This window comes from Pantoea graminicola, assembly GCF_048452665.1.
Lineage (GTDB): Bacteria > Pseudomonadota > Gammaproteobacteria > Enterobacterales > Enterobacteriaceae > Pantoea.
On record NZ_JBLWSJ010000002.1, the window covers coordinates 56,826 to 76,542 of the forward strand.

General features: G+C 55.8%; 21 protein-coding genes and 1 tRNA gene. 11 read left to right on the forward strand and 11 right to left on the reverse strand.

What is annotated here, in order from left to right; translation table 11 throughout:
* Window positions 1-27: 27 nt before the first annotated feature.
* Both ACNY69_RS04315 and ACNY69_RS04320 read right to left on the reverse strand, forming a co-directional pair.
* Window positions 28-309 carry an Arc family DNA-binding protein gene (locus tag ACNY69_RS04315; protein WP_418797402.1) on the reverse strand — a complete coding sequence of 94 codons (282 nt, stop codon included), beginning with the start codon at window positions 307-309 and terminating at the stop codon, window positions 28-30.
* Window positions 310-380: 71 nt separating this feature from the next.
* Window positions 381-1,085, reverse strand: coding sequence for a phosphohydrolase (locus tag ACNY69_RS04320; RefSeq protein WP_111141193.1), 705 nt, complete (start codon window positions 1,083-1,085; stop codon window positions 381-383).
* Window positions 1,086-1,696: 611 nt separating this feature from the next.
* On the opposite strand from ACNY69_RS04320, the gene ACNY69_RS04325 reads away from it, so the two are divergent.
* The 3 genes from ACNY69_RS04325 to ACNY69_RS04335 all read left to right on the forward strand — a co-directional run bounded on the left by ACNY69_RS04325 (window position 1,697) and on the right by ACNY69_RS04335 (window position 3,495).
* Window positions 1,697-2,374, forward strand: a complete 678-nt coding sequence (locus ACNY69_RS04325; protein WP_111141194.1) for an ASCH domain-containing protein — start codon at window positions 1,697-1,699, stop codon at window positions 2,372-2,374.
* A gap of 168 nt (window positions 2,375-2,542) precedes the next feature.
* The gene (mtfA, locus tag ACNY69_RS04330; protein ID WP_233499002.1) at window positions 2,543-3,316 is read left to right on the forward strand and encodes a DgsA anti-repressor MtfA; all 774 of its coding nucleotides are present in this window, start codon (window positions 2,543-2,545) and stop codon (window positions 3,314-3,316) included.
* A 103-nt stretch (window positions 3,317-3,419) separates the two neighbouring features.
* Window positions 3,420-3,495: transfer RNA gene (locus ACNY69_RS04335), tRNA-Asn, on the forward strand.
* Between the two features lie 224 nt (window positions 3,496-3,719).
* Here ACNY69_RS04335 and ACNY69_RS04340 read toward each other — a convergent pair.
* Entirely contained in the window at window positions 3,720-3,974 is a 255-nt protein-coding gene (locus ACNY69_RS04340; RefSeq protein WP_111141196.1) for a LysM peptidoglycan-binding domain-containing protein, read from the reverse strand.
* Between the two features lie 154 nt (window positions 3,975-4,128).
* Between ACNY69_RS04340 and ACNY69_RS04345 the strand changes: the two genes are divergently transcribed.
* Both ACNY69_RS04345 and ACNY69_RS04350 read left to right on the forward strand, forming a co-directional pair.
* Window positions 4,129-4,389 carry a GlsB/YeaQ/YmgE family stress response membrane protein gene (locus ACNY69_RS04345; RefSeq protein ID WP_111141197.1) on the forward strand — a complete coding sequence of 87 codons (261 nt, stop codon included), beginning with the start codon at window positions 4,129-4,131 and terminating at the stop codon, window positions 4,387-4,389.
* Window positions 4,390-4,415: 26 nt separating this feature from the next.
* On the forward strand, window positions 4,416-4,796 hold the full coding sequence (locus ACNY69_RS04350) for a YidB family protein (protein WP_111141198.1): 381 nt from the start codon (window positions 4,416-4,418) through the stop codon (window positions 4,794-4,796).
* Window positions 4,797-5,340: 544 nt separating this feature from the next.
* Here the strand turns inward: ACNY69_RS04350 and ACNY69_RS04355 are convergent.
* The 3 genes from ACNY69_RS04355 to ACNY69_RS04365 all read right to left on the reverse strand — a co-directional run bounded on the left by ACNY69_RS04355 (window position 5,341) and on the right by ACNY69_RS04365 (window position 8,327).
* On the reverse strand, window positions 5,341-5,496 hold the full coding sequence (locus ACNY69_RS04355) for a hypothetical protein (RefSeq protein WP_418797404.1): 156 nt from the start codon (window positions 5,494-5,496) through the stop codon (window positions 5,341-5,343).
* Between the two features lie 134 nt (window positions 5,497-5,630).
* Complete coding sequence (locus tag ACNY69_RS04360) at window positions 5,631-6,743, reverse strand: lactonase family protein (RefSeq protein ID WP_418797405.1); 1,113 nt, start codon at window positions 6,741-6,743, stop codon at window positions 5,631-5,633.
* Between the two features lie 174 nt (window positions 6,744-6,917).
* Window positions 6,918-8,327, reverse strand: a complete 1,410-nt coding sequence (locus ACNY69_RS04365; protein ID WP_128084378.1) for an EmmdR/YeeO family multidrug/toxin efflux MATE transporter — start codon at window positions 8,325-8,327, stop codon at window positions 6,918-6,920.
* A 450-nt stretch (window positions 8,328-8,777) separates the two neighbouring features.
* Here ACNY69_RS04365 and ACNY69_RS04370 point away from each other — a divergent pair, with 450 nt between their 5' ends.
* The 3 genes from ACNY69_RS04370 to ACNY69_RS04380 all read left to right on the forward strand — a co-directional run bounded on the left by ACNY69_RS04370 (window position 8,778) and on the right by ACNY69_RS04380 (window position 12,312).
* Window positions 8,778-10,232 carry an AMP nucleosidase gene (locus ACNY69_RS04370; RefSeq protein WP_367395579.1) on the forward strand — a complete coding sequence of 485 codons (1,455 nt, stop codon included), beginning with the start codon at window positions 8,778-8,780 and terminating at the stop codon, window positions 10,230-10,232.
* Between the two features lie 726 nt (window positions 10,233-10,958).
* Window positions 10,959-11,642 (forward strand): helix-turn-helix transcriptional regulator, encoded by a 684-nt coding sequence (locus ACNY69_RS04375; protein WP_111141202.1) that lies wholly within the window; start codon window positions 10,959-10,961, stop codon window positions 11,640-11,642.
* 4 nt (window positions 11,643-11,646) lie between these two features.
* Window positions 11,647-12,312, forward strand: coding sequence for a PAS domain-containing protein (locus ACNY69_RS04380; RefSeq protein ID WP_111141203.1), 666 nt, complete (start codon window positions 11,647-11,649; stop codon window positions 12,310-12,312).
* Window positions 12,313-12,667: 355 nt separating this feature from the next.
* Here ACNY69_RS04380 and ACNY69_RS04385 read toward each other — a convergent pair whose 3' ends face one another.
* On the reverse strand, window positions 12,668-13,966 hold the full coding sequence (locus ACNY69_RS04385; protein ID WP_233499003.1) for an NCS2 family permease: 1,299 nt from the start codon (window positions 13,964-13,966) through the stop codon (window positions 12,668-12,670).
* 422 nt (window positions 13,967-14,388) lie between these two features.
* On the opposite strand from ACNY69_RS04385, the gene ACNY69_RS04390 reads away from it, so the two are divergent.
* Window positions 14,389-15,132, forward strand: a complete 744-nt coding sequence (locus ACNY69_RS04390; RefSeq protein ID WP_293771513.1) for a response regulator — start codon at window positions 14,389-14,391, stop codon at window positions 15,130-15,132.
* A 40-nt stretch (window positions 15,133-15,172) separates the two neighbouring features.
* Here ACNY69_RS04390 and ACNY69_RS04395 read toward each other — a convergent pair whose 3' ends face one another.
* Window positions 15,173-15,892 (reverse strand): SDR family oxidoreductase, encoded by a 720-nt coding sequence (locus ACNY69_RS04395; RefSeq protein ID WP_418797406.1) that lies wholly within the window; start codon window positions 15,890-15,892, stop codon window positions 15,173-15,175.
* Between the two features lie 135 nt (window positions 15,893-16,027).
* On the opposite strand from ACNY69_RS04395, the gene ACNY69_RS04400 reads away from it, so the two are divergent.
* Together ACNY69_RS04400 and ACNY69_RS04405 are read left to right on the forward strand one after the other, a co-directional pair.
* Window positions 16,028-16,201 carry a hypothetical protein gene (locus tag ACNY69_RS04400; RefSeq protein WP_418797407.1) on the forward strand — a complete coding sequence of 58 codons (174 nt, stop codon included), beginning with the start codon at window positions 16,028-16,030 and terminating at the stop codon, window positions 16,199-16,201.
* Window positions 16,185-16,916 carry an AraC family transcriptional regulator gene (locus ACNY69_RS04405; protein WP_418797408.1) on the forward strand — a complete coding sequence of 244 codons (732 nt, stop codon included), beginning with the start codon at window positions 16,185-16,187 and terminating at the stop codon, window positions 16,914-16,916. Before ACNY69_RS04400 ends, ACNY69_RS04405 begins: the two co-directional genes overlap by 17 nt.
* 56 nt (window positions 16,917-16,972) lie before the next feature.
* Here the strand turns inward: ACNY69_RS04405 and ACNY69_RS04410 are convergent, their stop codons facing one another.
* The 3 genes from ACNY69_RS04410 to ACNY69_RS04420 form a co-directional block, all read right to left on the reverse strand.
* Window positions 16,973-17,656 carry a D-lyxose/D-mannose isomerase gene (locus tag ACNY69_RS04410; protein ID WP_111141550.1) on the reverse strand — a complete coding sequence of 228 codons (684 nt, stop codon included), beginning with the start codon at window positions 17,654-17,656 and terminating at the stop codon, window positions 16,973-16,975.
* Window positions 17,657-17,699: 43 nt separating this feature from the next.
* Complete coding sequence (locus tag ACNY69_RS04415; protein ID WP_111141548.1) at window positions 17,700-18,638, reverse strand: ABC transporter substrate-binding protein; 939 nt, start codon at window positions 18,636-18,638, stop codon at window positions 17,700-17,702.
* A 90-nt stretch (window positions 18,639-18,728) separates the two neighbouring features.
* Complete coding sequence (locus ACNY69_RS04420) at window positions 18,729-19,709, reverse strand: ABC transporter permease subunit (RefSeq protein ID WP_111141546.1); 981 nt, start codon at window positions 19,707-19,709, stop codon at window positions 18,729-18,731.
* Between the last annotated feature and the right edge of the window lie 8 nt (window positions 19,710-19,717).

Below are 19,717 nucleotides of genomic sequence, written 5' to 3' on the forward strand. Positions count from 1 at the left end.
AAACCCGTCTTTCGACGGGTTTCTGTTTTATTTCTTTTTCTTACCCTGCTTCTTCAGCAGCAGGCGAATCTGCTTCAGCTCGGTCGCGGTCAGCCCATCAGCGTTTTCATCAGCAGACGTTGCTTTCTCTGCTGACTCTTCAGTGATGTCCTGACTATCAATGGCCGGATGCGGATGCGTTTCCAGGCTGGCCTGTAAGCGCTGCACAATCTCCTGGCTCATTGAAATCTGATTTTCCAGCGCCAGCTGTTTGATCGTTTCTTTCAGTTCAGGGTCAATTTTAATCGTTAAATTAACAGTTTCGGTCATTGCGCCACTCCTTTTTGTTATTGCTACACGCTACCGGATGACCGTTTCGATTAACATACTGTCATAAAAATTTAATATTCGGTGCGCAGCGGGGTGAAATCCCGCAGCACACCCTCATCGATTCCCACCAGATTGCCCTGGAGTTCGGCATAGAGCTTGGCCATGTACCGCACCAGAAAATCTGCGTTGTGTTCTGCCAGCATGCGTCCCGTTTCCGTGTGCATTGTCTCCGGCAGGCGCAGCAGTTTCTTCTGGAAGTGATCCAGCGTCCATTTGACGTCATTCAGCTCGCGGTCTTTGCCCAGGGGATCCTGGCTGTCGAACAGCGGACGGTTAAGCGCACCCGCGGTATAAAAGACCCGCGCCAGCCCGATCGCACCCAGCGACTCCAGCCGGTCAGCATCCTGCACAATTTTCGCCTCCAGCGTCTGCGGCGGAATGCCGGCGCTGAAACTGTGCGTTTTCACGGCATGCATGACGGCTTCAATGCGCTCAGCCGGGAAGTCAGGAAAGTCCTGCTGCAGAATGCGCTGGGTTTCCGCTGCGGCATACGTTGAGGCGAGATGACGCTCCGGGTGATTCTTGGGCAGATTAACCACATCGTGGAAATAACAGGCAGTAAGCACCACCAGCGGATCGGCCGGTGTGCCGGTCATGATTCGCTGTGCGCTCATCCATACGCGCCGCAGATGGGCGATATCGTGTGCGCCATCATCGTGGATCCAGTTCGCCTGAAACCAGCTTTCGTAACGAGTCTGCCAGAGTGTAAGTGACATAGTCTGTCTCCCTGTAGTGATCGACAGCGGTTTCTCTGTCGTGATCAGTGCGCGAACGGCAAGCCATCATAGCGACTGGCTAATGACACTTTTTTTACAGTGCGGTCGAAAAGCGCGGCGCTGCCAGCGATTTCTGGCAGAAAAATGAGATCTGGATCATCTGTATAGCATCTCTGTTACACAATAACCGCAATTTCGGCGGTTTTCAGTCTTTCCTCAGTGAATTGCTGCTAAGAAAATTAGTTTAACAGGCGTAATGTTTTGTTCTGTCTGAGAACCCTTATCGGGTCCGTTTAAACTTTTTTTTTCATCATCGGTGATTGTAAAATTATGTGTGATGACAGGGGAAAAAAGCTGAAAAGGTTCCTATTTTTACCGTTATAACGTACTGTATCCGTGCTCTTCATCGCTTTCTGCCGCCTGGACAGAGAGCGTTGGTGCGCTTTTTGCATTTTGCTGGTTTTCAACTATCAAAGTGGCACTTTCAAAGTGACTGTCAGGCGACAAATTATTAAGCAGAATGATTTAAAGCCTTTATGATAACTCTCAGATGTGAAGCAAATGGACGTTTACAGCAGTAACCGGGTTCTACTAATAAAAAGAGGTAATCCATGAAAGAACGGCCGATTCTTTTTTCCGAACAGCGTGTTCGTGCCCTGTTGGTTGGCCAGCAAACACAAACCCGGCGCATTATGAAAACGCAGGCTTTTGGTCCGGGACAGGATCATCACGAAGGCGTACACGCTTTCGATGTGAGCGCGAACCATCTTCATGGCTATAAGATGATGTCGATGACGGACATCAGCTACCAGTGCCCGTATGGCAAACCCGGCGACATTCTCTGGGTGCGTGAAACCTGGCGTGGTCCCATGGTGCCAGAGCACGATCTGGCAGAATATGACCGCGACCCGACGCCGTTTCGTCAGCCGGAATTTTGCCAGTACCGGGCAGACAGCAACGAACTGGGTCAGCATGCGATGAGTACGCCGGAAGCCGAAGAGTTTGGCTGGCAGACCGCCATCCACATGCCGCGCTGGGCCAGCCGCATCAATCTGGAGATTACGGGCGTACGTGCGGAAAAAATTCAGGATATCAGTGAAGATGACATCATGGCGGAAGGCGTACAGACCGATTCGCACTTCCTCAATAATTTCTTCACCATGAACGTCAATTCGGAGTCGCCCAAAGAGGCGTACCGCAAAGCGTGGCAAAAACAGTACGGTGCCACCAGCTGGGAAGTTAACCCCTGGGTCTGGGTCATTGAATTTCAGCGTGTTGAACGCAAATAACCCGCCAGAACCGCGCTTTGCGGGTTAAATCACAGACAACGGCCGCGCTAACGGGTTGAATAGGCCTTCAGCCCTGAAGTCAGAATCTGATGCCAGCATTCGATGCTGGCATTTTTATGTCTGGCGCGTCAGGATAGCCAGAGAGTCCGGTTCTGTGCAGGAGTTACGATGTTTAAATGGCCCTGGAAAACGCATAACGACAGGCTGGTTGCCTTGCCCTGGCAGCAGGGACTGGCGCAACCGATCTTCAGCCCGCTCAGTGAGGCCGAGCGGCAGACGCTGGTCGCGCTGGCGACGCGCTTTCTGCAACAGAAAAAGCTGGTGGTGATGGAAGGCGCTGAGCTGGATGAACTGCGCAGCGTGCGCATCGCCCTGCTCTTCTGCCTGCCGGTGCTGGAACTGGGCCTGGAGTGGCTGGACGGTTTTCATGACGTACTTATCTATCCTGAACCGTTCAGCGTGGCGGATCAGTGGCAGGATGAGGATGGGCTGGTTCACAGCTCACCCGCCGTTCATGCCGGACAGAGCTGGACGCAGGGGCCGGTGGTGCTCAACTGGCTCGATATTCAGGATTCGTTTGATCTCTCCGGTTTCAATCTGGTCATTCATGAAGTGGCCCACAAGCTGGATGCACGCGGCAGTGGTTACACCAGCGGCGTGCCAATGATGCCACTGCGCGATGTGGCGCAGTGGGAAAAAGATCTGCGTGCCGCGATGGCAGAGATTGAAACGGAAGTGGAACTGGTCGGTGAACAGGCAGCGACTCTCGATCCCTACGCCGCCAGCGATCCGGCGGAGTGCTTCGCCGTCCTCTCTGAATACTTTTTTACGGCCCCGGTTCTGCTGGCTGAACGCTTTCCGTCCATGTATCAGCATCTTCAGCACTTTTATCAGCAGGACCCTCTGAGCAGAATAACCGCAGAGACGGCCCAAAGTGCTTAAATCGTGATCGCTTTGCTTTAAAGCTAGCCAGTTGAATGATAATGTATTTTTTGCTGTTGACACCTTCGGGCGACGTCGTTAATATTCGCCTCGTTCCAACGATTCCTCTGTAGTTCAGTCGGTAGAACGGCGGACTGTTAATCCGTATGTCACTGGTTCGAGTCCAGTCAGAGGAGCCAGATTAGAAAAAGCAGATATCTCCGGATATCTGCTTTTTTGCTTTTCGGAAGCCGCAGATTTCTCCTGCGCACGCTTGTTGTCATTTCCCCTGCCGATAATGAAAAAGCCGCTGGCGTTAATTTTCTGCACAGCCGCAATTCCCTATTTCACCGGGCTACAGGCAAAGCGATCCGCTAAAAACCAGCCGTCAAAACAGACCGGCTGGCTTAGTCGACTGACAATATTATTCAGGGATCGTCAGCACCTGACCCGGTGCAATATGATCCGGGTTACTGAGGATGCCCTTATTCGCCTCAAAGATTTTCATATATTGTGCGCCATCATTGTAAAACTGTTTAGCAATTGCGCTCAGCGTATCACCGGACTTCACGGTATAGCTGCGCGTGCCCGCTGCCGTCGCGGGTTTATCTTCAACATTTTTATCAACAGCATTTAACAACTCACCGCCAATATTTTTAATATTATCCAGAATGCTCATATTTACTCCCCTATCGTTTCTGAAACGTTTACTTTAATTAAAAAAACAGGATTGCCAGACAATTACTTCGCGGCGTACGATACACCCGCTTTAATTTTGTGGATTAAACCACTGTTAAACGCGAATTAATTTTATAAAAAGAGGGATGTTGAGAATGGGTATATTGTCATGGGTTTTATTCGGACTGCTTGCCGGTGTCATCGCCAGATGCATCATGCCGGGTAAAGAGAACATGGGTATTTTTATGACCATTGTTCTGGGTATTATCGGCGCGCTGATTGGCGGTGCGGTCAGTACGGCGCTGGGCTTTGGCCAGGTCAGTGGTTTTAATATTTTCAGCATCGCGATTGCCACCGTCGGTGCCATTATTGTGCTGTTCGTTATTCATAAAATCAGAGCATGCAAGCAGGCGTAACGGATTAATTTTCAGGGGATAGCAGAATGAGTTTACTGGATTCCGTGCTGGCAATGTGCGGACTGAATAATCAGACCAGTCAGGAAGTGAGAGGCGTGCTGGAGTGGGTTGAGCAGCAAGGCGGATTGCACACGATCGTCAGTCATCTTCAGAACGGCGAGTACAGCGAAGTGGTTAATTCCTGGCTCGGCGATCAGCAGAACGTTGCCCTGAGCAGCGATCTGGTGCAGAAGATGATTAACTCTGAGGCCATTGAACAGCTCGCTGCACGAATGGGCATTAACACCAGCGACGCACTGAACCTGCTGGTAAAATATCTGCCTCAGCTGGTTGATAAAGCCTCTTCCGCAGGCGTAATTGACAAGAAAGCCGATTTAACCGGGCTGGTCAGTCAGTTAACACACTAAGCGTAAGGCAACCGGGGGATAAAAGCCTGCGGCTAAAGTAGTGGGCTTTTATCTTTTGGGTTGGGTGTGTCAATAAGGAAACAGGAAGAATTTACCCTGGTGTGGTTCGGACCGACACAACTACCCACTGCATATCATGCAACGTCGAAAAACCGGAATAGCTGTCACTGACTTCCCTCTGAAAAATAATGTATTTTATTTTTATAAATAATATTCCCCCACACCATGATTCACTCAGCTTCTGATAAAAATTTCACACTTCTGAGCAGAGCATTAACGTCAGACCTTTAACGATTAAAAAATGATACAAAAGCCATAAAAGAGGCTGCACCTGAACTAATAACTAAAAGGAAAAATCTATTCGGTGGCAAATGTGAACATCTGACTTAAGGCTGTTTTTCCTTCGACGCAATAGCTTAAGGCTGACTTAGACGAATAAAACGGTGAAGATATCCACATAAAACCCACCGGACTACACCTTTCCCCACAAATGAAAAAGGCCCGCGGAATAGCGAGCCTTTAACCGGAAAAAACAAAGCCACCCTTATTTTTCATGGTAGCGATGCACGGCCGGATAATATTCCAGTCCATAAAGCTGGCCCAGCGGCAGCAGCAGTTCAACGTTGATATCATGTCCGGCTGCCTCTGCCGCAGAACCACTCAGCAGCAGCTCAAACCAGGCTTTCAGTTTCTGTTTCATCTCAGGATCTCCGCATCAGTTGATGCCCTGAGTAAACCCGCTTGCGCGCGCCAACAGAAGCAAAAATTTCTGCGCTGCTTATGCCAGAAATGACAAAGCGGGTTCTGACTGGCTGAAAGCCCGCTTCAGGCTGGCTACTGCGTGATCAGCGTAACCCAGTTTGCGCCTTTCCCTGCCGGCGCTTCAGCGACCCGTGTGAGCGTGCCGCGGGCGGAATCGATGGCGTAGCTGCCAATGACGGCGCTTTTCTCTCCGCTGACGATCAGCCATTTCCCCTGCGCATCAATCGCCATACTGCGCGGCTGTTTCTCGACCGGCCAGCTGCCGATCAGCGTTAACTCACCCGACTGCTTATCTGCCTGGTAGCCGCTGACGGTGCTGGAGGTGCGTTCGGTCACATAAATAAATTGCCCATCCGGCGTGATTTTAATGTCTGCCGCCCAGATGCGCGGCGTCGGATCGCTGTAGCCCGCCGGACGCTGCACCCCATGCTGCAGGTTATATTGCTTTGCCACCGCGTTCGGCCAGCGTTTCAGTTCTGTCAGGGAGCCATCCGCTGCACGCCGGAACTGGGTGATGGTGCCGCTCATCTCTGCGAGGTTATAGAGGAAACGGTTATCCGGCGAGATCACAGAATGCCGCGCACCGCTGTTCTTCTCACCCTGGACAAAACCGCTTCCCAGCGGCGTTATCACCCCATCAGCGCTGAATCGGTACTGCAGCACCCGATCCGCACCCAGATTGCCCACATAAAGCGACTGATTGCTGACGTCGGTGATAACCGAGTGGGCGTGCGGCCCGGTCTTCACCTCACTGGTCACCTGCGCTGTCACTACACCCTTATCATCAATCCGGTAGCTGATGACGATATCGCTGTCATACGAGGCGGCGAGCAGATAGCGACCCTGTCTGTCGGTGGTGATCCAGGGAAAACTGGCGGACACCGGCGTCACCGCCTGCTTCTGCAGCTCACCCTGTGGCCGGGTCACGCGCCAGCTGACGATCGCATAGGGCGGCGTGCGCAGCGCACCATAGAGATGTTCACCATCCGGGCTGGCCACCAGCGGCATAATCTTTTTCCCGGCGGGGGTATCGCCCTGCCATGTCAGGCCGCCATCTTTCTCACTGAGCTGATAGCGGGATACCGTGCCGGATTCCGCGTTCGACACATAAACAAAGGTTGTCGCCCACAGTGGGCTGCTGCAGAGCAGTGGCAACAGGGCCAGCGCCGGTTTAAGACGGGTCATAGGGTCACCTCGATAAGTTTGATCTGCGCCAGTGCGCAGCAGGGTTTACGCTAACCCGGTGAGGCGAGAGTGGCTTTGTGCAACTGTCTGAAATCAGGCGCGAAAGTCTGGAGATGTGACGGCGCAGGGATTTCTGATAGTGCCTTCCCCCGCCGCCGGAGGAAGGCAAAGGCGCTAACCGGTTTTCTCGATCATTTTCTGATAGCGGTTAAGCCATTTACCGCTGTTGAGCCGCCACCAGAAGAAAATCCCGCGCACCGTCCAGTCCAGGAACATCCCGAGCCAGACGCCGGTCACGCCCATCCCGAACTGGATGCCGAGCAGATAACCGACCACCACGCGCGCACCCCACATGCTGAACATTGACACGTACATGGTATAACGCGCATCGCGGGCGCCTTTAAGCCCGGCGGGCAACACCCAGGAGGCGGCCCACAGCGGCATAAACAGTGCATTCAGCCAGAGCAGATGCTTCGTCACATTAATCACTTCCGGATCGCTGGTGTAGAAACGCGCCAGCAGCCCTGCCAGCGGCACCGTCAACAGCGCAATGGCACTCAGACAGGCCGTTGCCAGCCAGAATACATGCCGCACCTGACGCTCCGCCTGGAACACCTGATTCCTGCCCAGACGGGTGCCGGTGATAATGGTCGACGCCGACCCCAGCGCATTGCCCGGCAGGTTAATCAGGGACGCCACCGAGAAAGCGATAAAGTTACCGGCAATCTCGCTGGTGCCCATGCCCGCGACAAACACCTGGGTCAGCAGTTTACCGCCGTTGAACAGCACGGACTCGATACTGGCAGGCACGCCGATCCCCAGCACTTCCATCAGGATGCTGCTGTTCCAGCGCCGGAAGTAGCTCGACAGCGTGATTTTCAGCGAGGCGTTGAAGCCGATCATCAGCACATAGATCACCGCAATCGCCCCGATATAACGGGTGATGGTCAGCCCGAGTCCGGCCCCGACAAAACCTAAACCGTCCCATGAGAAGCAGCCGTAGATCAGCACGCTACTGATGATGATATTAAGGATGTTCATGCCGCCGTTTATCAGCATCGGGATTTTGGTGTTTCCTGCGCCTCGCAGCGCCCCGCTGCCGATCAGGGTAATGGCCGCCGCCGGATAGCTCCAGGCGGAGGTCTGCAGGTAGCTGAGCGCCAGGGCTTTCACTTTCGGGTCTGCGGCCCCCGCTATCGCATCAACAATCAGATGGCCCCAGAACTCAATAGCGATCACCAGCACAAAGGCGAAGATTGTCATCATGGCCAGCGACTGGCGCGTGGCGGCCCGCGCCCGCTTACCGTTGCGTTTGGCGAGGCTGAATGCCACCACGACCGTGGTGCCCAGATCGATAGCGGCAAAGAAAGAGATAATCACCATGTTGAAGCTGTCGGCCAGACCCACGCCCGCCATCGCCTCTTTACCCAGCCAGCTGACCAGGAAGGTGCTCAGCACACCCATCAACAACACACAGGCGTTCTCGAAAAAGATAGGCACTGCCAGTGGCGATATTTCACGCCAGTAGAGCGTGCGATAAGAGCGGCGTTTCGGATACCACGCCGTGCGTCTGATCGCCTGCATCACTGCTACGCCGGGATTTTGCAAAGGATTACCAAATCAGAAGAGACTGACGAGATATTATGATGATAGGGGTCAGAGAAATATGCAAAGTCTTTCCGGTGGAAATTAATCATAGTTACAAACTTTTTAGGGTCGTACCGGCAGATTCTGTCGCAGTGCGCTGCCAGCTTCAGTCGGCCTGACGATTTCCCTGCCGTGACGCTGTGTTACCTGACGTTGATGTTACGGCGTATTGAGTGTCCTGCTGCTGCTTCAGGGGGCATTTTCCTCCCTGGATCCTAAAGGTTTCCTTAACGACTTTTTATGTTCTCTTTTCTGCCGTCGCGTCGCGCTGCTCAGATAACGCCCGGCTTCAGCACAAAATTAAAGCAACTCAATATTCTTCACCAATCCCGGCAACAAACCCGCTAAGCTTGGGGCAAATCGCGGAAAAAAATGGAAGGAGAAACCATGCCGACACAACGGAAAAACCTGACCAGCCAGCAGGCGCTGGATGAACTTGAACGCCTGTACGAGGGGGCTGTTGAGGCGCTGCGCGCGGCGATTAAAGCCTTTACGGAAAACGGCACACTGCCCGATGCCGACAAGCGGGCGCAGGGGCTCTTTGTTTATCCGGAGCTGCGCATCACCTGGCACGGCGAAGGGCCGCAGCAGAACCGCACGCGCGCCTGGGGACGCTTTACTCATACCGGCAGTTACAGCACCACCATCACCCGTCCGGCACTGCTGCGTCACTATATTGCGGAACAGCTTCAGATGCTGGAGAAGGAGTATCAGCTGGAGATTGCCGTGGTGCCATCCAGCCAGGAGATCCCCTATCCTTATGTGATCGACGGTTCCGATCTCTCCCTGGATCGCACCATGAGCGCCGGTATTGCGCGCCATTTTCCGACCACCGAGCTGTCACAGATTGGCGATGAGACGACCGATGGCCTGTTCCACGCAGATGCCCAGTTCCCGCTGTCGCACTTCGACGCGCTGCGCACCGACTTCTCGCTGGCCCGTCTGCGTCACTACACCGGCACCAGCGTAGAACACTTCCAGCCGTTTGTGCTGTTCACCAACTACACCCGTTATGTCGATGAGTTTGTGCGCTGGGCGATTGAGCAGGTACGCGATCCCAATACCCCGTACGACAGCCTGGCCTGTGCCGGTGATGTGGTGCTGACCGCCGACACTGCCGACAGCGAGTCGATGCTTTCGGATCTGGCGTGGAAGAAGCATCAGATGCCCGCCTGGCACCTGACGTCACCGAATCGCCGCGGTATCACGCTGATTAACATTGGCGTCGGCCCGTCGAATGCCAAAACCATCTGCGACCATCTTGCCGTCATGCGTCCGCACGCCTGGCTGATGATTGGTCACTGTGGTGGCCTGCGCGAGAGCCAGCGGATTGGTGATTATGTACTGGCCCACGCCTATCTGCGTGACGACCATGTGCTGGATAGCGTGCTGCCGCCGGATATTCCGGTCCCAAGCATCGCCGAAGTGCAGCGCGCGCTCTATGACGCCACCAAAGCGGTGAGCAACATGCCAGGCGAAGAGGTGAAGCAGCGGCTGCGCACCGGCACTGTAGTGACCACGGATGACCGTAACTGGGAGCTGCGCTACTCGGCGTCGGCGCTGCGCTTCAACCTGAGCCGCGCGGTCGCGGTAGATATGGAGAGCGCCACCATTGCCGCCCAGGGCTATCGCTTCCGTGTGCCTTACGGCACGCTACTGTGCGTTTCCGATAAGCCGCTGCACGGTGAGATCAAGCTGCCAGGTCAGGCAAACCGTTTCTATGAGGGTGCGATTTCAGAGCATCTGCAGATTGGTATCCATGCGGTTGAGCTGCTGCGGGCTGAAGGCGATAAGCTGCATTCCCGTAAGTTGCGGACCTTTAACGAGCCGCCATTCCGGTAAGATTTTGCTGCTGGCGAGGGTTCGTCTGGCGGCGGTGCAGGGTTGTTGCCTGAACGGGCGTTAAGCGGGTTTCGTTCGCGTGGTGAAGGGGGCCGTTTCGGGCCCGCTTCAGCAGGCGACCGACAAGGGGGCGCCGGTCGCCGCGTCCCCCTGACCCCGGCTCCGGCCTGCATCACCGCCGCTTCGCGCTCCCTCTGCCTTTTCCGGATTTCTCACGGACCGGCGGAACCCGCCATCCCTGGCGCGAACCTGCCGCTTCGCGACATCCCTGGCCCGCATCCGCTCAGCGGCTCTGACTCTGGCTTCCAACCCAGCACCAAATTAAACCTGAAAGTATGACTGGCGGGAATTATGATAGGCGTTCGCCTATCCGGGCGAGCTGAAACGCATCCACGACCGACATGCGAAAGAGGCGCAGCGCAAATCCGTAGCCAGATGAATGCGCTGTGAACCATGATGCTCTCTCGTTTATCGTAATCAGAAACCATCATTACCGGGTTTATTAAAAAAAAGCCCATAACCTTTCGGTAATGGGCATACTTCTTTTTTATTATTCAACAAACTTTCCCTGAGCGTTGGCTTGTGATATTAATTTTATACTCATCTCTGCATACCAAAAGGTACGATTAAAGTACGGTGATGGATATAATACGTTATTTCTCTGTAGGATTATTAAGTTGCAAGGTCAAATTAATGTAGAGTAACGAAAAATGTAAGGACACGTTTATGAAAGAAACTATGTTGCCTGCCAGGCTTATCAGAATGTTTGAAAGCGATCCTGTTGTTGGCTGGGGGGTGAAAGATACTCAGTCCCGATTTATTTATGTCAATAATACCTTTAAGAGCTGGCAAACGCTTTCAACACGATTTGACTATGAAGGTCGCCATATCAGGGATATTCCTGCGCCGGTCGCAGAGTTTGCTGACCTTTTCAGCCAGCAGGAAAGAGAGATTGAAAAAACGGGTCTGGCAGTCAGAGCCATTACCACTCACATACAGGGCAAAGAAAAGATCATGCAGCCTGTATACAGCGTTCAGGAGCCACTCTACGACGACGCACAGCACTGCATAGGTACGCTGGTCAGCGTCAGGCCTGTGAGGATTATCACACCAGGCGCCTTACTCGACGGTAAAATCATTCAGCATGCGACTTTTGAATCGCCCTCATCCATTTTCACCGAAAAAGAGTGGGAAGTCGTGTATCTGCTGGTCTGTGGTATGAGCATAAAAGAGATAAGCAGCATACTGGGGGTTTCAGCAGACGCCATTAATGGCAGATTAAGAAGTTGTTACAGAAAGACTAACCTGAACTCGCTTGCCACGCTGATTGGGTATTGTCGTGATAATCAGTTAGATCACTATATTCCACCGTTTTTCCTGAAGAAAGGCCATATTATAATAAAAGGATGAACAGATGTTCTCAAAGCTGGACCCTGTTAAATATTACTTTGATAACTCACGCTTTGGCTGGGCTATAAAAAATAGCGCCTCACGTTATGTTTATGCGAACAGCATTGCACACCGCTATTTCAACATTCCGTCAGGAACAATAGCAGGAACATTTGATACCGACCTGACGCCAGATATCAGCGATTATTATCATCATTTTTTGCATGACGATAAAAAGATCCTCAAAACAAAAGAAATGAGCATTGTTCTTAAAACTTTCGAATATGGAAGAGAAAACAGGCTGAAAACCTTTATGGTCGAGAAACGCCCGTGGACGTTGAGTGACGGAAGCGACGCTATTATCTGCACCTACCTTGAGATCACCAATCTTTACTTTTCAACGTTTCTGAGACCACGCGGAAGAAAACCCTTTGTCTTTACCCGGCCCGCGAAAACCTTCACCGACAGAGAATGGGAAGTGATTCTGTTGCTGTTTTGTGGGGTAAAGCAGAACCTTATGCCGGAGATTCTGGGCATCAGTGCTCCGGCCCTTCGCAACCGGCTTATACGCTGTTACGACAAAACAGGTGTGACTAACATCGCTGCATTAAAGCAGCATTGTATGCAGGAGGGGTGGGATAACTACATTCCCCCTTTTTTTCTGAACAAAGGACATGTGCTGATGACCTGAGGCACAGAGAGTGGGTTTGTTCGCTGCGCAAACGGGCTATGAGGAAGGTTTCGTTCGCCTGAGCAGTTTCAGTAACGCCTCAGCAGGCGACCGGTAAGGGGGCGCCAGTCGCCGCGCCCCCTGACCCCGGGCTCCGGCCTGCATCACTGCCGCTTCGCGCTCCCTTCGCTTCTTCCGGATTTATCACGGCGCGTCCGGACGGTCCGCAGCCCGCAGGGTGTGACGAGGGCACCCCGCTTCGCGGGGCGCAGTGGCAGCCGGACGCCGGGATTGTTAAGGGGCGGGCGCCAGCCCGATGTAAACGAAGCCCCTGCGCTGCGCCCCAGCGTAATGTTCCCCTGCCGCCAGGCATCACTCAGGCACTCAGCCATCCCAGCTTAATCACAAACAGAATCGACAGGATCACCAGCGCCGCATTCACCTCTTTCGCACGACCGCTCAGCAGCTTCACCAGCGTCCAGGTGATAAAACCAAACGCGATGCCGTTTGCGATTGAATAGGTCAGCGGCATGGTCAGCGCCGTCACCGTAACCGGCGCGGCGGTGGTGATATCTTTCCAGTCAATTTCGGCCAGGCCCGATGCCATCAGCACCGCCACAAACAGCAGCGCAGGCGCGGTGGCATAGACCGGTACGCTTGACGCCAGCGGCGAGAAAAACAGCGCCAGCAGGAACAGTACAGCGACCACGATCGCCGTCAGGCCGGTGCGGCCACCTGCACTCACGCCCGCCGCCGATTCCACATAACTGGTGGTGGTCGAGGTACCCAGCAGTGAGCCAAACAGCGCAGCCGCACTGTCAGCAATCAGCGCACGGCCCATCTTCGGCACGTTACCCTGCTCATCCGCCAGTCCGGCGCGTTTGGTCACGCCCAGCAGCGTCCCGGTATTATCAAACACATCCACGAACAGGAAAGCAAAAATCACGCTGACCAGACCGACGTTAAACGCACCCGCGATATCAAGCTGCATAAAAGTTGGCGCAATCGACGGCGGTGCAGAGAAGACACCGGCAAACGGCGACAGGCCGATGCCCATAGAAATAAAGGTGACCAGCAGAATACCGATCAGTACCGCCCCCGTTACGCGACGGGCTTCCAGCACCACGATGACAATAAAGCCGAGCATCGCCAGCAGCGGCCCCGGTTTGGTCAGATCGCCAATGCCCACCAGCGTCGCCGGGTTATCAACGACAATGCCCGCACCTTCCAGCGCAATAATCGCCAGGAACAGGCCGATACCGGCACCAATCCCGGCGCGCAACGGCAGCGGAATACTGGTAATAATCCACTCACGGATTTTAAACAGCGACATCGCAAAGAAGATCACTGCCGAGAGGAATACGGCGCCCAGGGCAACCTGCCAGGTGTAGCCCATATGCAGCACCACGGTGTAGGTGAAGAACGCGTTCAGCCCCATGCCGGGCGCCAGCGCAATCGGGTAGTTGGCGATCAGGCCCATCAGTAAACAACCAATCGCCGCGGCCAGGCAGGTGGCGACAAATACCGCGCCCTTATCCATGCCGGTCGCGCCCAGAATGCTCGGGTTTACAAACAGAATATAAGCCATCGCCAGGAAGGTCGTGAACCCGGCGATAATTTCGGTACGAACCGTGGTGTTATGCGCTTTGAGTTTGAATAGTTTTTCTAACATCATCATCTCTCGATACAGGAGACAGCCGTCTCTCTTGCCAAAGGGGGTTGCATGCTGATTATTCTGTTTCCGGGAAAGGGAGAGCGGCCGCTGCATACTGACAAACCGATTTCGCCTGACATCCGTGACTAACCCACTGCCAAAAGCAATTGCCATGCCATCTTACGACGCAATCGATTACCTGGCAGGGCCGGAGAAGCCTGAGACAATTCCGAGCCAAAACGAGGCGCGATTATGGTGCAATGCACCGTTCCTGCGCAATCGTTTTCCTGCGACGGATGCGCAACCCCTAAAAACTCTGCGTCAGCGCACGCTTCTGCACTCTCACAGGCGAAGCTGGTCACGTTTCAGCACGCTCGCTAAGCAACCTTTTCTGGCCTGTGTAGACTCCAGAATTAACTCTTTCGCAACATTGAGGCCGCGCCATGAAGCCAGCGATTTTGGTGGTGGATGATGATCCTGCCGTCTGCGATGTCCTGCAGGATGCGTTAAGTGAACATCTGCTAACAGTTTACCGCTGTCATCAGGGACGAGAGGCGCTGTTGATGCTCAGCAACCACCCGGAAATCTCGCTGGTGATGCTGGACATGATGCTGCCCGACACCAACGGGCTGCTGGTACTGCAGGAGCTGCACCGGCAGCGGCCGGAGGTGCTGGTGATTATGCTTACCGGTATGGGATCGGAAGCAGAAATGGTGGTGGGCCTGGAGATGGGCGCAGATGACTATATTGCGAAACCCTTTAATCCCCGCGTGGTGGTGGCGCGCGCCCGGGCGGCTCTGCGGCGCAGCGAGCGGACGGCATTAGCCGATCCCGGCCAGACGGGCTGGCGGTTTGGTGGCTGGCAACTGGACGATGGACGCTGCCAGCTGTTTAATCCGCAGCGCGAGCTGGTGCCGCTGACCCAGGGAGAGTACAGCCTGCTGCGGGCGCTGGTTCGCCACGCCCGCAAGGTACTGACCCGCGATCAGCTGCTGGAGCTGACCCATAGCGAGAGCCTTGATGTGTTTGACCGCACCATCGATGTGCTGATCATGCGGCTGCGGCGGAAAATCGAAACCAACCCCCATCAGCCGGATCTGATCCGCACCATCCGCGGGCTGGGCTATGTCTTCTCGGCGGATGTAGTCAGGCCGGAGATCGCATCGCGCGCCAGCCAGATCGCCTGAATCAGCGCGGGCCTGAACACAGCCGGCCCGCGGCTATCCCTCAAGCGTTTCCCCCCCACGCGCGCGGTACCAGATCGGCATGAGCCTCCCCGCTTTCAATCACTGTCAGGATCTTTTCCTCGACCCGGCCGGGAGTATGCGTAAAGCCTGCACCCTGCTGCGCCTGCGCCATCGCCGCATCCTGCCCTGAGGATACCGACTGATAAAATTCCGTGTCAGTCATAAACGGATAGAGGGTGGACCCCCTAATCCCGGCGTCAGCCAGCTCCAGCCTGGCCACGTCTGAGAGCTCGTTCAGCCCCGCTTTGGAACTGGTGTAGGCCGCCGAACCCGGATAGGTTGCCAGCGTTGCCCCGGAACTGATGTTGACAATGTGGCCTGCGCCCTGACGTCGCATCACGGGGATCACGGCCTGCATCATCATCAGCGGGGCCACCAGGTTCAGGTCGAGTAGCGCCCTGAACCGCGGGATATCAATCTCCTCAACCGCTGCATACAGCCCCTGCCCGGCATTGTTGATCAGCACATCGATCCGGCCAAAGCGTGCCACGCCCTCCCTGACAGCATGATCAATCTGGTCAGCATCGGTCACATCGCAGGTGAGCGCCAGCGCAGACGCTCCGGCCAGGGCATCCAGACGTGTTTTACGCCGCCCCAGCAGGATTACCCGCGCACCCGCCTGTAACGCCGCATGGGCGGTGGCTTCCCCGATACCCGACGAAGCGCCGGTAATCACGATCACGGATTCGTTAATATTCATCTCTTCTCCCCGCCATACACATTCAGAAAGCCAGCGTACTCCTCAGCGGATTGCGTGGCGGCTGCAATCCTGCCTAAAATTTGCCTGTTCCTGCTTTTTCACCCATTCTGGCACCGCGTGCCGGGGAGATCGGAGATGACCGGGCTTGAAGCGTTAAGAGAGGCGGTACTGACCTGTGTGGCGGATGACCTGACGACAACCGCGATTCCGCGCGTCGATCTCTATCGCGTCAGTCAGCCCATCGCCCTGCCACAAGCAATCTACCCGCCGTTCGTCAGCCTGATCCTCCAGGGTGAGAAAAGGCTTTAGGTGGGCAATCAGTCAATTCGTCACTGTGCCGGAGAGCTTTACCGCGTTGTGCGATCTGCCCGCGACGGGTGAAATCACCGATGCCAGCGAAGCGTCACACTATCTGGCCGTGCGTCTGACACTCGATTTTGCGGCCATCCGCGATCTGCTTCAGCAGATTCCCGCGACCGATTTTTCCGGGACGTCACACGGCATCGCCGTCCATAAGGTGGAGGATGCGCTGGCGGATGCCTGGCTGCGGATGGTGCGTCTGCTGGCAAAACCGGATGAGCTGCGGGTGATGGCCCCGCTGGTGGAGCGCGAAATCCTCTTTCGGCTGTTGCAGGGGCCGCAGGGTGGACTGCTGCGCGAGGCGGCGGCGGTGAACGGCCATTTCACAAACATTCGCAAGGTGCTGCTCTGGCTGAGAACGCACTATGCCACTGCCTGCTGTATGGAAGAACTGGCGGCGATCGCGGGCATGAGCCTCTCTGCTTTTCATCGCGGCTTTCGCGCCAGCACCGGGCTTTCTCCCCTGCAGTATCAGAAACAGCTCAGGCTCTATGCGGCGCGAAAAACACTGGCGCGGTATCCCGGAAACGTCGCCGCCGTGGCAGCCGATGTGGGCTATCAGAGCCTGACGCAGTTTACCCGGGAATATACCCGCCTGTTCGGCCTGCCCCCTGCCCGCAGCCTCAGGCTGTTCAGGCAGAACGGCACAGATTCCCGCCGGTGAGCCGCGCGTAAAACTGGCGCCGCAGCACTGCGCACGCCCAGGCCTTGCATGTTGTCTCAGAAAAAACCGTGCGAATAGTCGTTACAGAGCAGCCAGCGTGGTGCCTCATCTTCGTCCAGCGGATTGAAACGGGCCAGCGGCGTCAGAAAGACATTGTCATTTTCGTCGTCGTTGGGCATCGATACCTCGCCCACCAGCACGTCGCCGTAGCCGCGCTCTCCCCAGAAACTGTGCCAGACGCCCGCCTCCAGCGTCACACTTTCACCCGGCGAGAGCCGCAGCTGTGAACCGGCCGCGTGTGTCTGGCGCTGGCCATCCAGCGACACCGCTACCGGTGAATCCGCCAGTCTGTCCCCTTCCCGGTTATGCAGTTCGACGATCAGATTCCCGCCGCCGCGGTTGATGATGTCCTCCATCTTGCGTGGATGATAGTGCATCGGCGTGAGCTGCCCTTCGCGGACGTGCATGATCTTCTCAGCGTAGGGTTTATGCCAGGGTCGTCCACCCGGCGAGCCGTTACGCAGGGTAAACAGCGTCAGCCCGGTCTGCAGGAAATCTGCCGCGCCAAAGCTGGTGAGATCCCAGCCCAGCCGCAGCGCCAGAATCTCCTGCATCACATCAGGATCGCGGGTGCGCCACTGGCTCAATCCGTAGTCGGCCCACGGCGGCAGATGGACATCCTGCTGCCGGAAAAACTCGCGGGTCTGTTGCAGGTAGTGATTGACCGCTGAACGTTGCATGATTGCCTCCTGAGGGCGGCACCCGGCGGTGCCGCCCCGTCCCTTATTTCACCGTCCAGCCCTGATAGCTGCCGACGTTATCGCGATCGATCAGCTTCACGGGGATCAGTACCGGCTTATCCGGCGCCGGTTTACCCTGCAGGATGTCATAGCCAATCTCCACCGCTTTGGCCGCCATCACCTGCGGATCCTGTGCCGGTGTCGCCACGAACAGCGAGTTTTTGCGCTTCAGCGCCTCTTCACCGTCCGGCGAACCATCGACGCCGACGATAAAGAATTCGCTGCGCTGCGCCTGTTTCGCTGCTAAATCAGCCCCGATAGCCGTGGGGTCGTTGATCGCAAACACCGCATCGATTTTGGGATTGGCGGAGAGCAGCCCGGTCATCACCTCCAGGCCGCCTTCACGACTGCCTTTGGCGTTCTGGTTGTAAGAGAGCAGCTTGATATCAGGATGGGTTTTCAGCTCGTTCATGCACCCTTCCACACGGTTCTGCACCGCCGAGACCGGTGGCCCGTTGATAATCACCACATTGCCTTTGGCCTTCAGGCGGTCCGAGATATATTTACAGGCCATCGCGCCCGCCTGGGTGTTGTCGGAGGTGATGGTCGCATTGGCACCATCGGCCGCCACGTCCACGGCCACTACCACGATCCCGGCGTCACGCGCCCGCTTCACCGCCGGGGCGATCCCTTTGGAGTCCGCAGCGTTGAGGATAATCATGTCCACTTTCGCCGCAATGAAGTTGTCGATCTGGCCGACCTGCTGGCCGAGGTCGTAGCCGCTGGAGACCAGCGTCACATTCACTTTATCGCCCGCCAGCTGACGCGCCTTCATCTCCGCGCCTTTGGTGATCTGCACGAAGAAGGGGTTAGCCAGATCGCCGACCGTGACGCCGATAGATTTAAGTTCTTTTGCCTGAGCCAGGCCGGAACTGAAGAGCGTTGCCGCCAGCAGCCCGGTTACAATCGGATTAAAACGCATAGACCTTCTCCTGCTGTTTTCAGAGTGCCAACCACTTAATGGCGTTTGGACCGGGGCTGACACGGCTTCACGCGTCCGCCCTGTTAAATCTCAGCTCACATGGTGACGGGTACGGTATTTGTCGATCAGCACCGCAATGATGATCACCGCCCCCTTGATCACCAGCTGCCAGAAATAGGAGACGCCCATCAGCGTCATGCCGTTGTTCAGCGTGGCGATAATCAGCGCGCCAATCAGCGTGCCGGTGATGGTGCCGATCCCGCCGACAAAACTGGTGCCGCCGAGGATCACCGCCGCAATCGCATCGAGCTCATAACCGACGCCGAGGTTCCCGTTGGCACTGTACAGCCGCGAGGCGCTCATTAAGCCCCCCAGCCCCGACAGCAGACCGCTCATGCCGTAGACAAACAGCAGCACGACGCCCACCTTGATGCCGGTCAGCCGCGCAGCCTGGATATTGCCACCTACCGCGTAGATATGGACGCCCAGCGTGGTGCGGCGCAGGATAAACCAGCAGATGGCGATGACCGCAAAGGCGATCACAATCAGCCACGGCACCGGGCCGAGATAGCCATTGCCGATCCACTCGAAGTTAATATCGGAGTTGATCACCGTGGTGCCGTTCGCCAGCAGGTAGGCGGCGCCGCGCAGCGCGGTGTAGGTGCCGAGCGTCACAATAAAGGGCGGCAGGCCGGCCCAGGCGACCAGGATGCCGTTGAACAGCCCCATGATCAGGCCCGCCCCCAGCGCCATCGGGATAGTCAGGGAGGCAAGCATCGGGTCGAGCGATGCCACCAGCGCCACCACCGCCGTCGTCCCCAGCATCGACCCCACCGACAGGTCGATGCCGCCGGTCAGGATCACAAAGGTCATGCCTGCCGCCAGCACGATGTTGATGGAGGCCTGGCGGGTAATATTGAGCAGGTTCGCTTCGGTAAAGAAATTGGGGGTGATAAAGCCAAACACCGCGACAATCAGGATAAGAATCGGCAGGATCCCCACCGTTTGCAGCAGGTCGCCCATCAGGGCTCGTTTCAGCGTTGGCGCTTTGGTGCGGGCCAGTTGAGTCATCGTGGTCT

Excerpts from the sequence above, each read along its gene's own strand:
- ACNY69_RS04315 (WP_418797402.1), bottom strand. The coding sequence starts at position 309 with ATGACCGAAACTGTTAATTTAACGATTAAAATTGACCCTGAACTGAAA.
- ACNY69_RS04320 (WP_111141193.1), bottom strand. The coding sequence starts at position 1,085 with ATGTCACTTACACTCTGGCAGACTCGTTACGAAAGCTGGTTTCAGGCG.
- ACNY69_RS04325 (WP_111141194.1), top strand. The coding sequence starts at position 1,697 with ATGAAAGAACGGCCGATTCTTTTTTCCGAACAGCGTGTTCGTGCCCTG.
- mtfA (WP_233499002.1), top strand. The coding sequence starts at position 2,543 with ATGTTTAAATGGCCCTGGAAAACGCATAACGACAGGCTGGTTGCCTTG.
- ACNY69_RS04340 (WP_111141196.1), bottom strand. The coding sequence starts at position 3,974 with ATGAGCATTCTGGATAATATTAAAAATATTGGCGGTGAGTTGTTAAAT.
- ACNY69_RS04345 (WP_111141197.1), top strand. The coding sequence starts at position 4,129 with ATGGGTATATTGTCATGGGTTTTATTCGGACTGCTTGCCGGTGTCATC.
- ACNY69_RS04350 (WP_111141198.1), top strand. The coding sequence starts at position 4,416 with ATGAGTTTACTGGATTCCGTGCTGGCAATGTGCGGACTGAATAATCAG.
- ACNY69_RS04355 (WP_418797404.1), bottom strand. The coding sequence starts at position 5,496 with ATGAAACAGAAACTGAAAGCCTGGTTTGAGCTGCTGCTGAGTGGTTCT.
- ACNY69_RS04360 (WP_418797405.1), bottom strand. The coding sequence starts at position 6,743 with ATGACCCGTCTTAAACCGGCGCTGGCCCTGTTGCCACTGCTCTGCAGC.
- ACNY69_RS04365 (WP_128084378.1), bottom strand. The coding sequence starts at position 8,327 with ATGCAGGCGATCAGACGCACGGCGTGGTATCCGAAACGCCGCTCTTAT.
- ACNY69_RS04370 (WP_367395579.1), top strand. The coding sequence starts at position 8,778 with ATGCCGACACAACGGAAAAACCTGACCAGCCAGCAGGCGCTGGATGAA.
- ACNY69_RS04375 (WP_111141202.1), top strand. The coding sequence starts at position 10,959 with ATGAAAGAAACTATGTTGCCTGCCAGGCTTATCAGAATGTTTGAAAGC.
- ACNY69_RS04380 (WP_111141203.1), top strand. The coding sequence starts at position 11,647 with ATGTTCTCAAAGCTGGACCCTGTTAAATATTACTTTGATAACTCACGC.
- ACNY69_RS04385 (WP_233499003.1), bottom strand. The coding sequence starts at position 13,966 with ATGATGTTAGAAAAACTATTCAAACTCAAAGCGCATAACACCACGGTT.
- ACNY69_RS04390 (WP_293771513.1), top strand. The coding sequence starts at position 14,389 with ATGAAGCCAGCGATTTTGGTGGTGGATGATGATCCTGCCGTCTGCGAT.
- ACNY69_RS04395 (WP_418797406.1), bottom strand. The coding sequence starts at position 15,892 with ATGAATATTAACGAATCCGTGATCGTGATTACCGGCGCTTCGTCGGGT.
- ACNY69_RS04400 (WP_418797407.1), top strand. The coding sequence starts at position 16,028 with ATGACCGGGCTTGAAGCGTTAAGAGAGGCGGTACTGACCTGTGTGGCG.
- ACNY69_RS04410 (WP_111141550.1), bottom strand. The coding sequence starts at position 17,656 with ATGCAACGTTCAGCGGTCAATCACTACCTGCAACAGACCCGCGAGTTT.
- ACNY69_RS04415 (WP_111141548.1), bottom strand. The coding sequence starts at position 18,638 with ATGCGTTTTAATCCGATTGTAACCGGGCTGCTGGCGGCAACGCTCTTC.
- ACNY69_RS04420 (WP_111141546.1), bottom strand. The coding sequence starts at position 19,709 with ATGACTCAACTGGCCCGCACCAAAGCGCCAACGCTGAAACGAGCCCTG.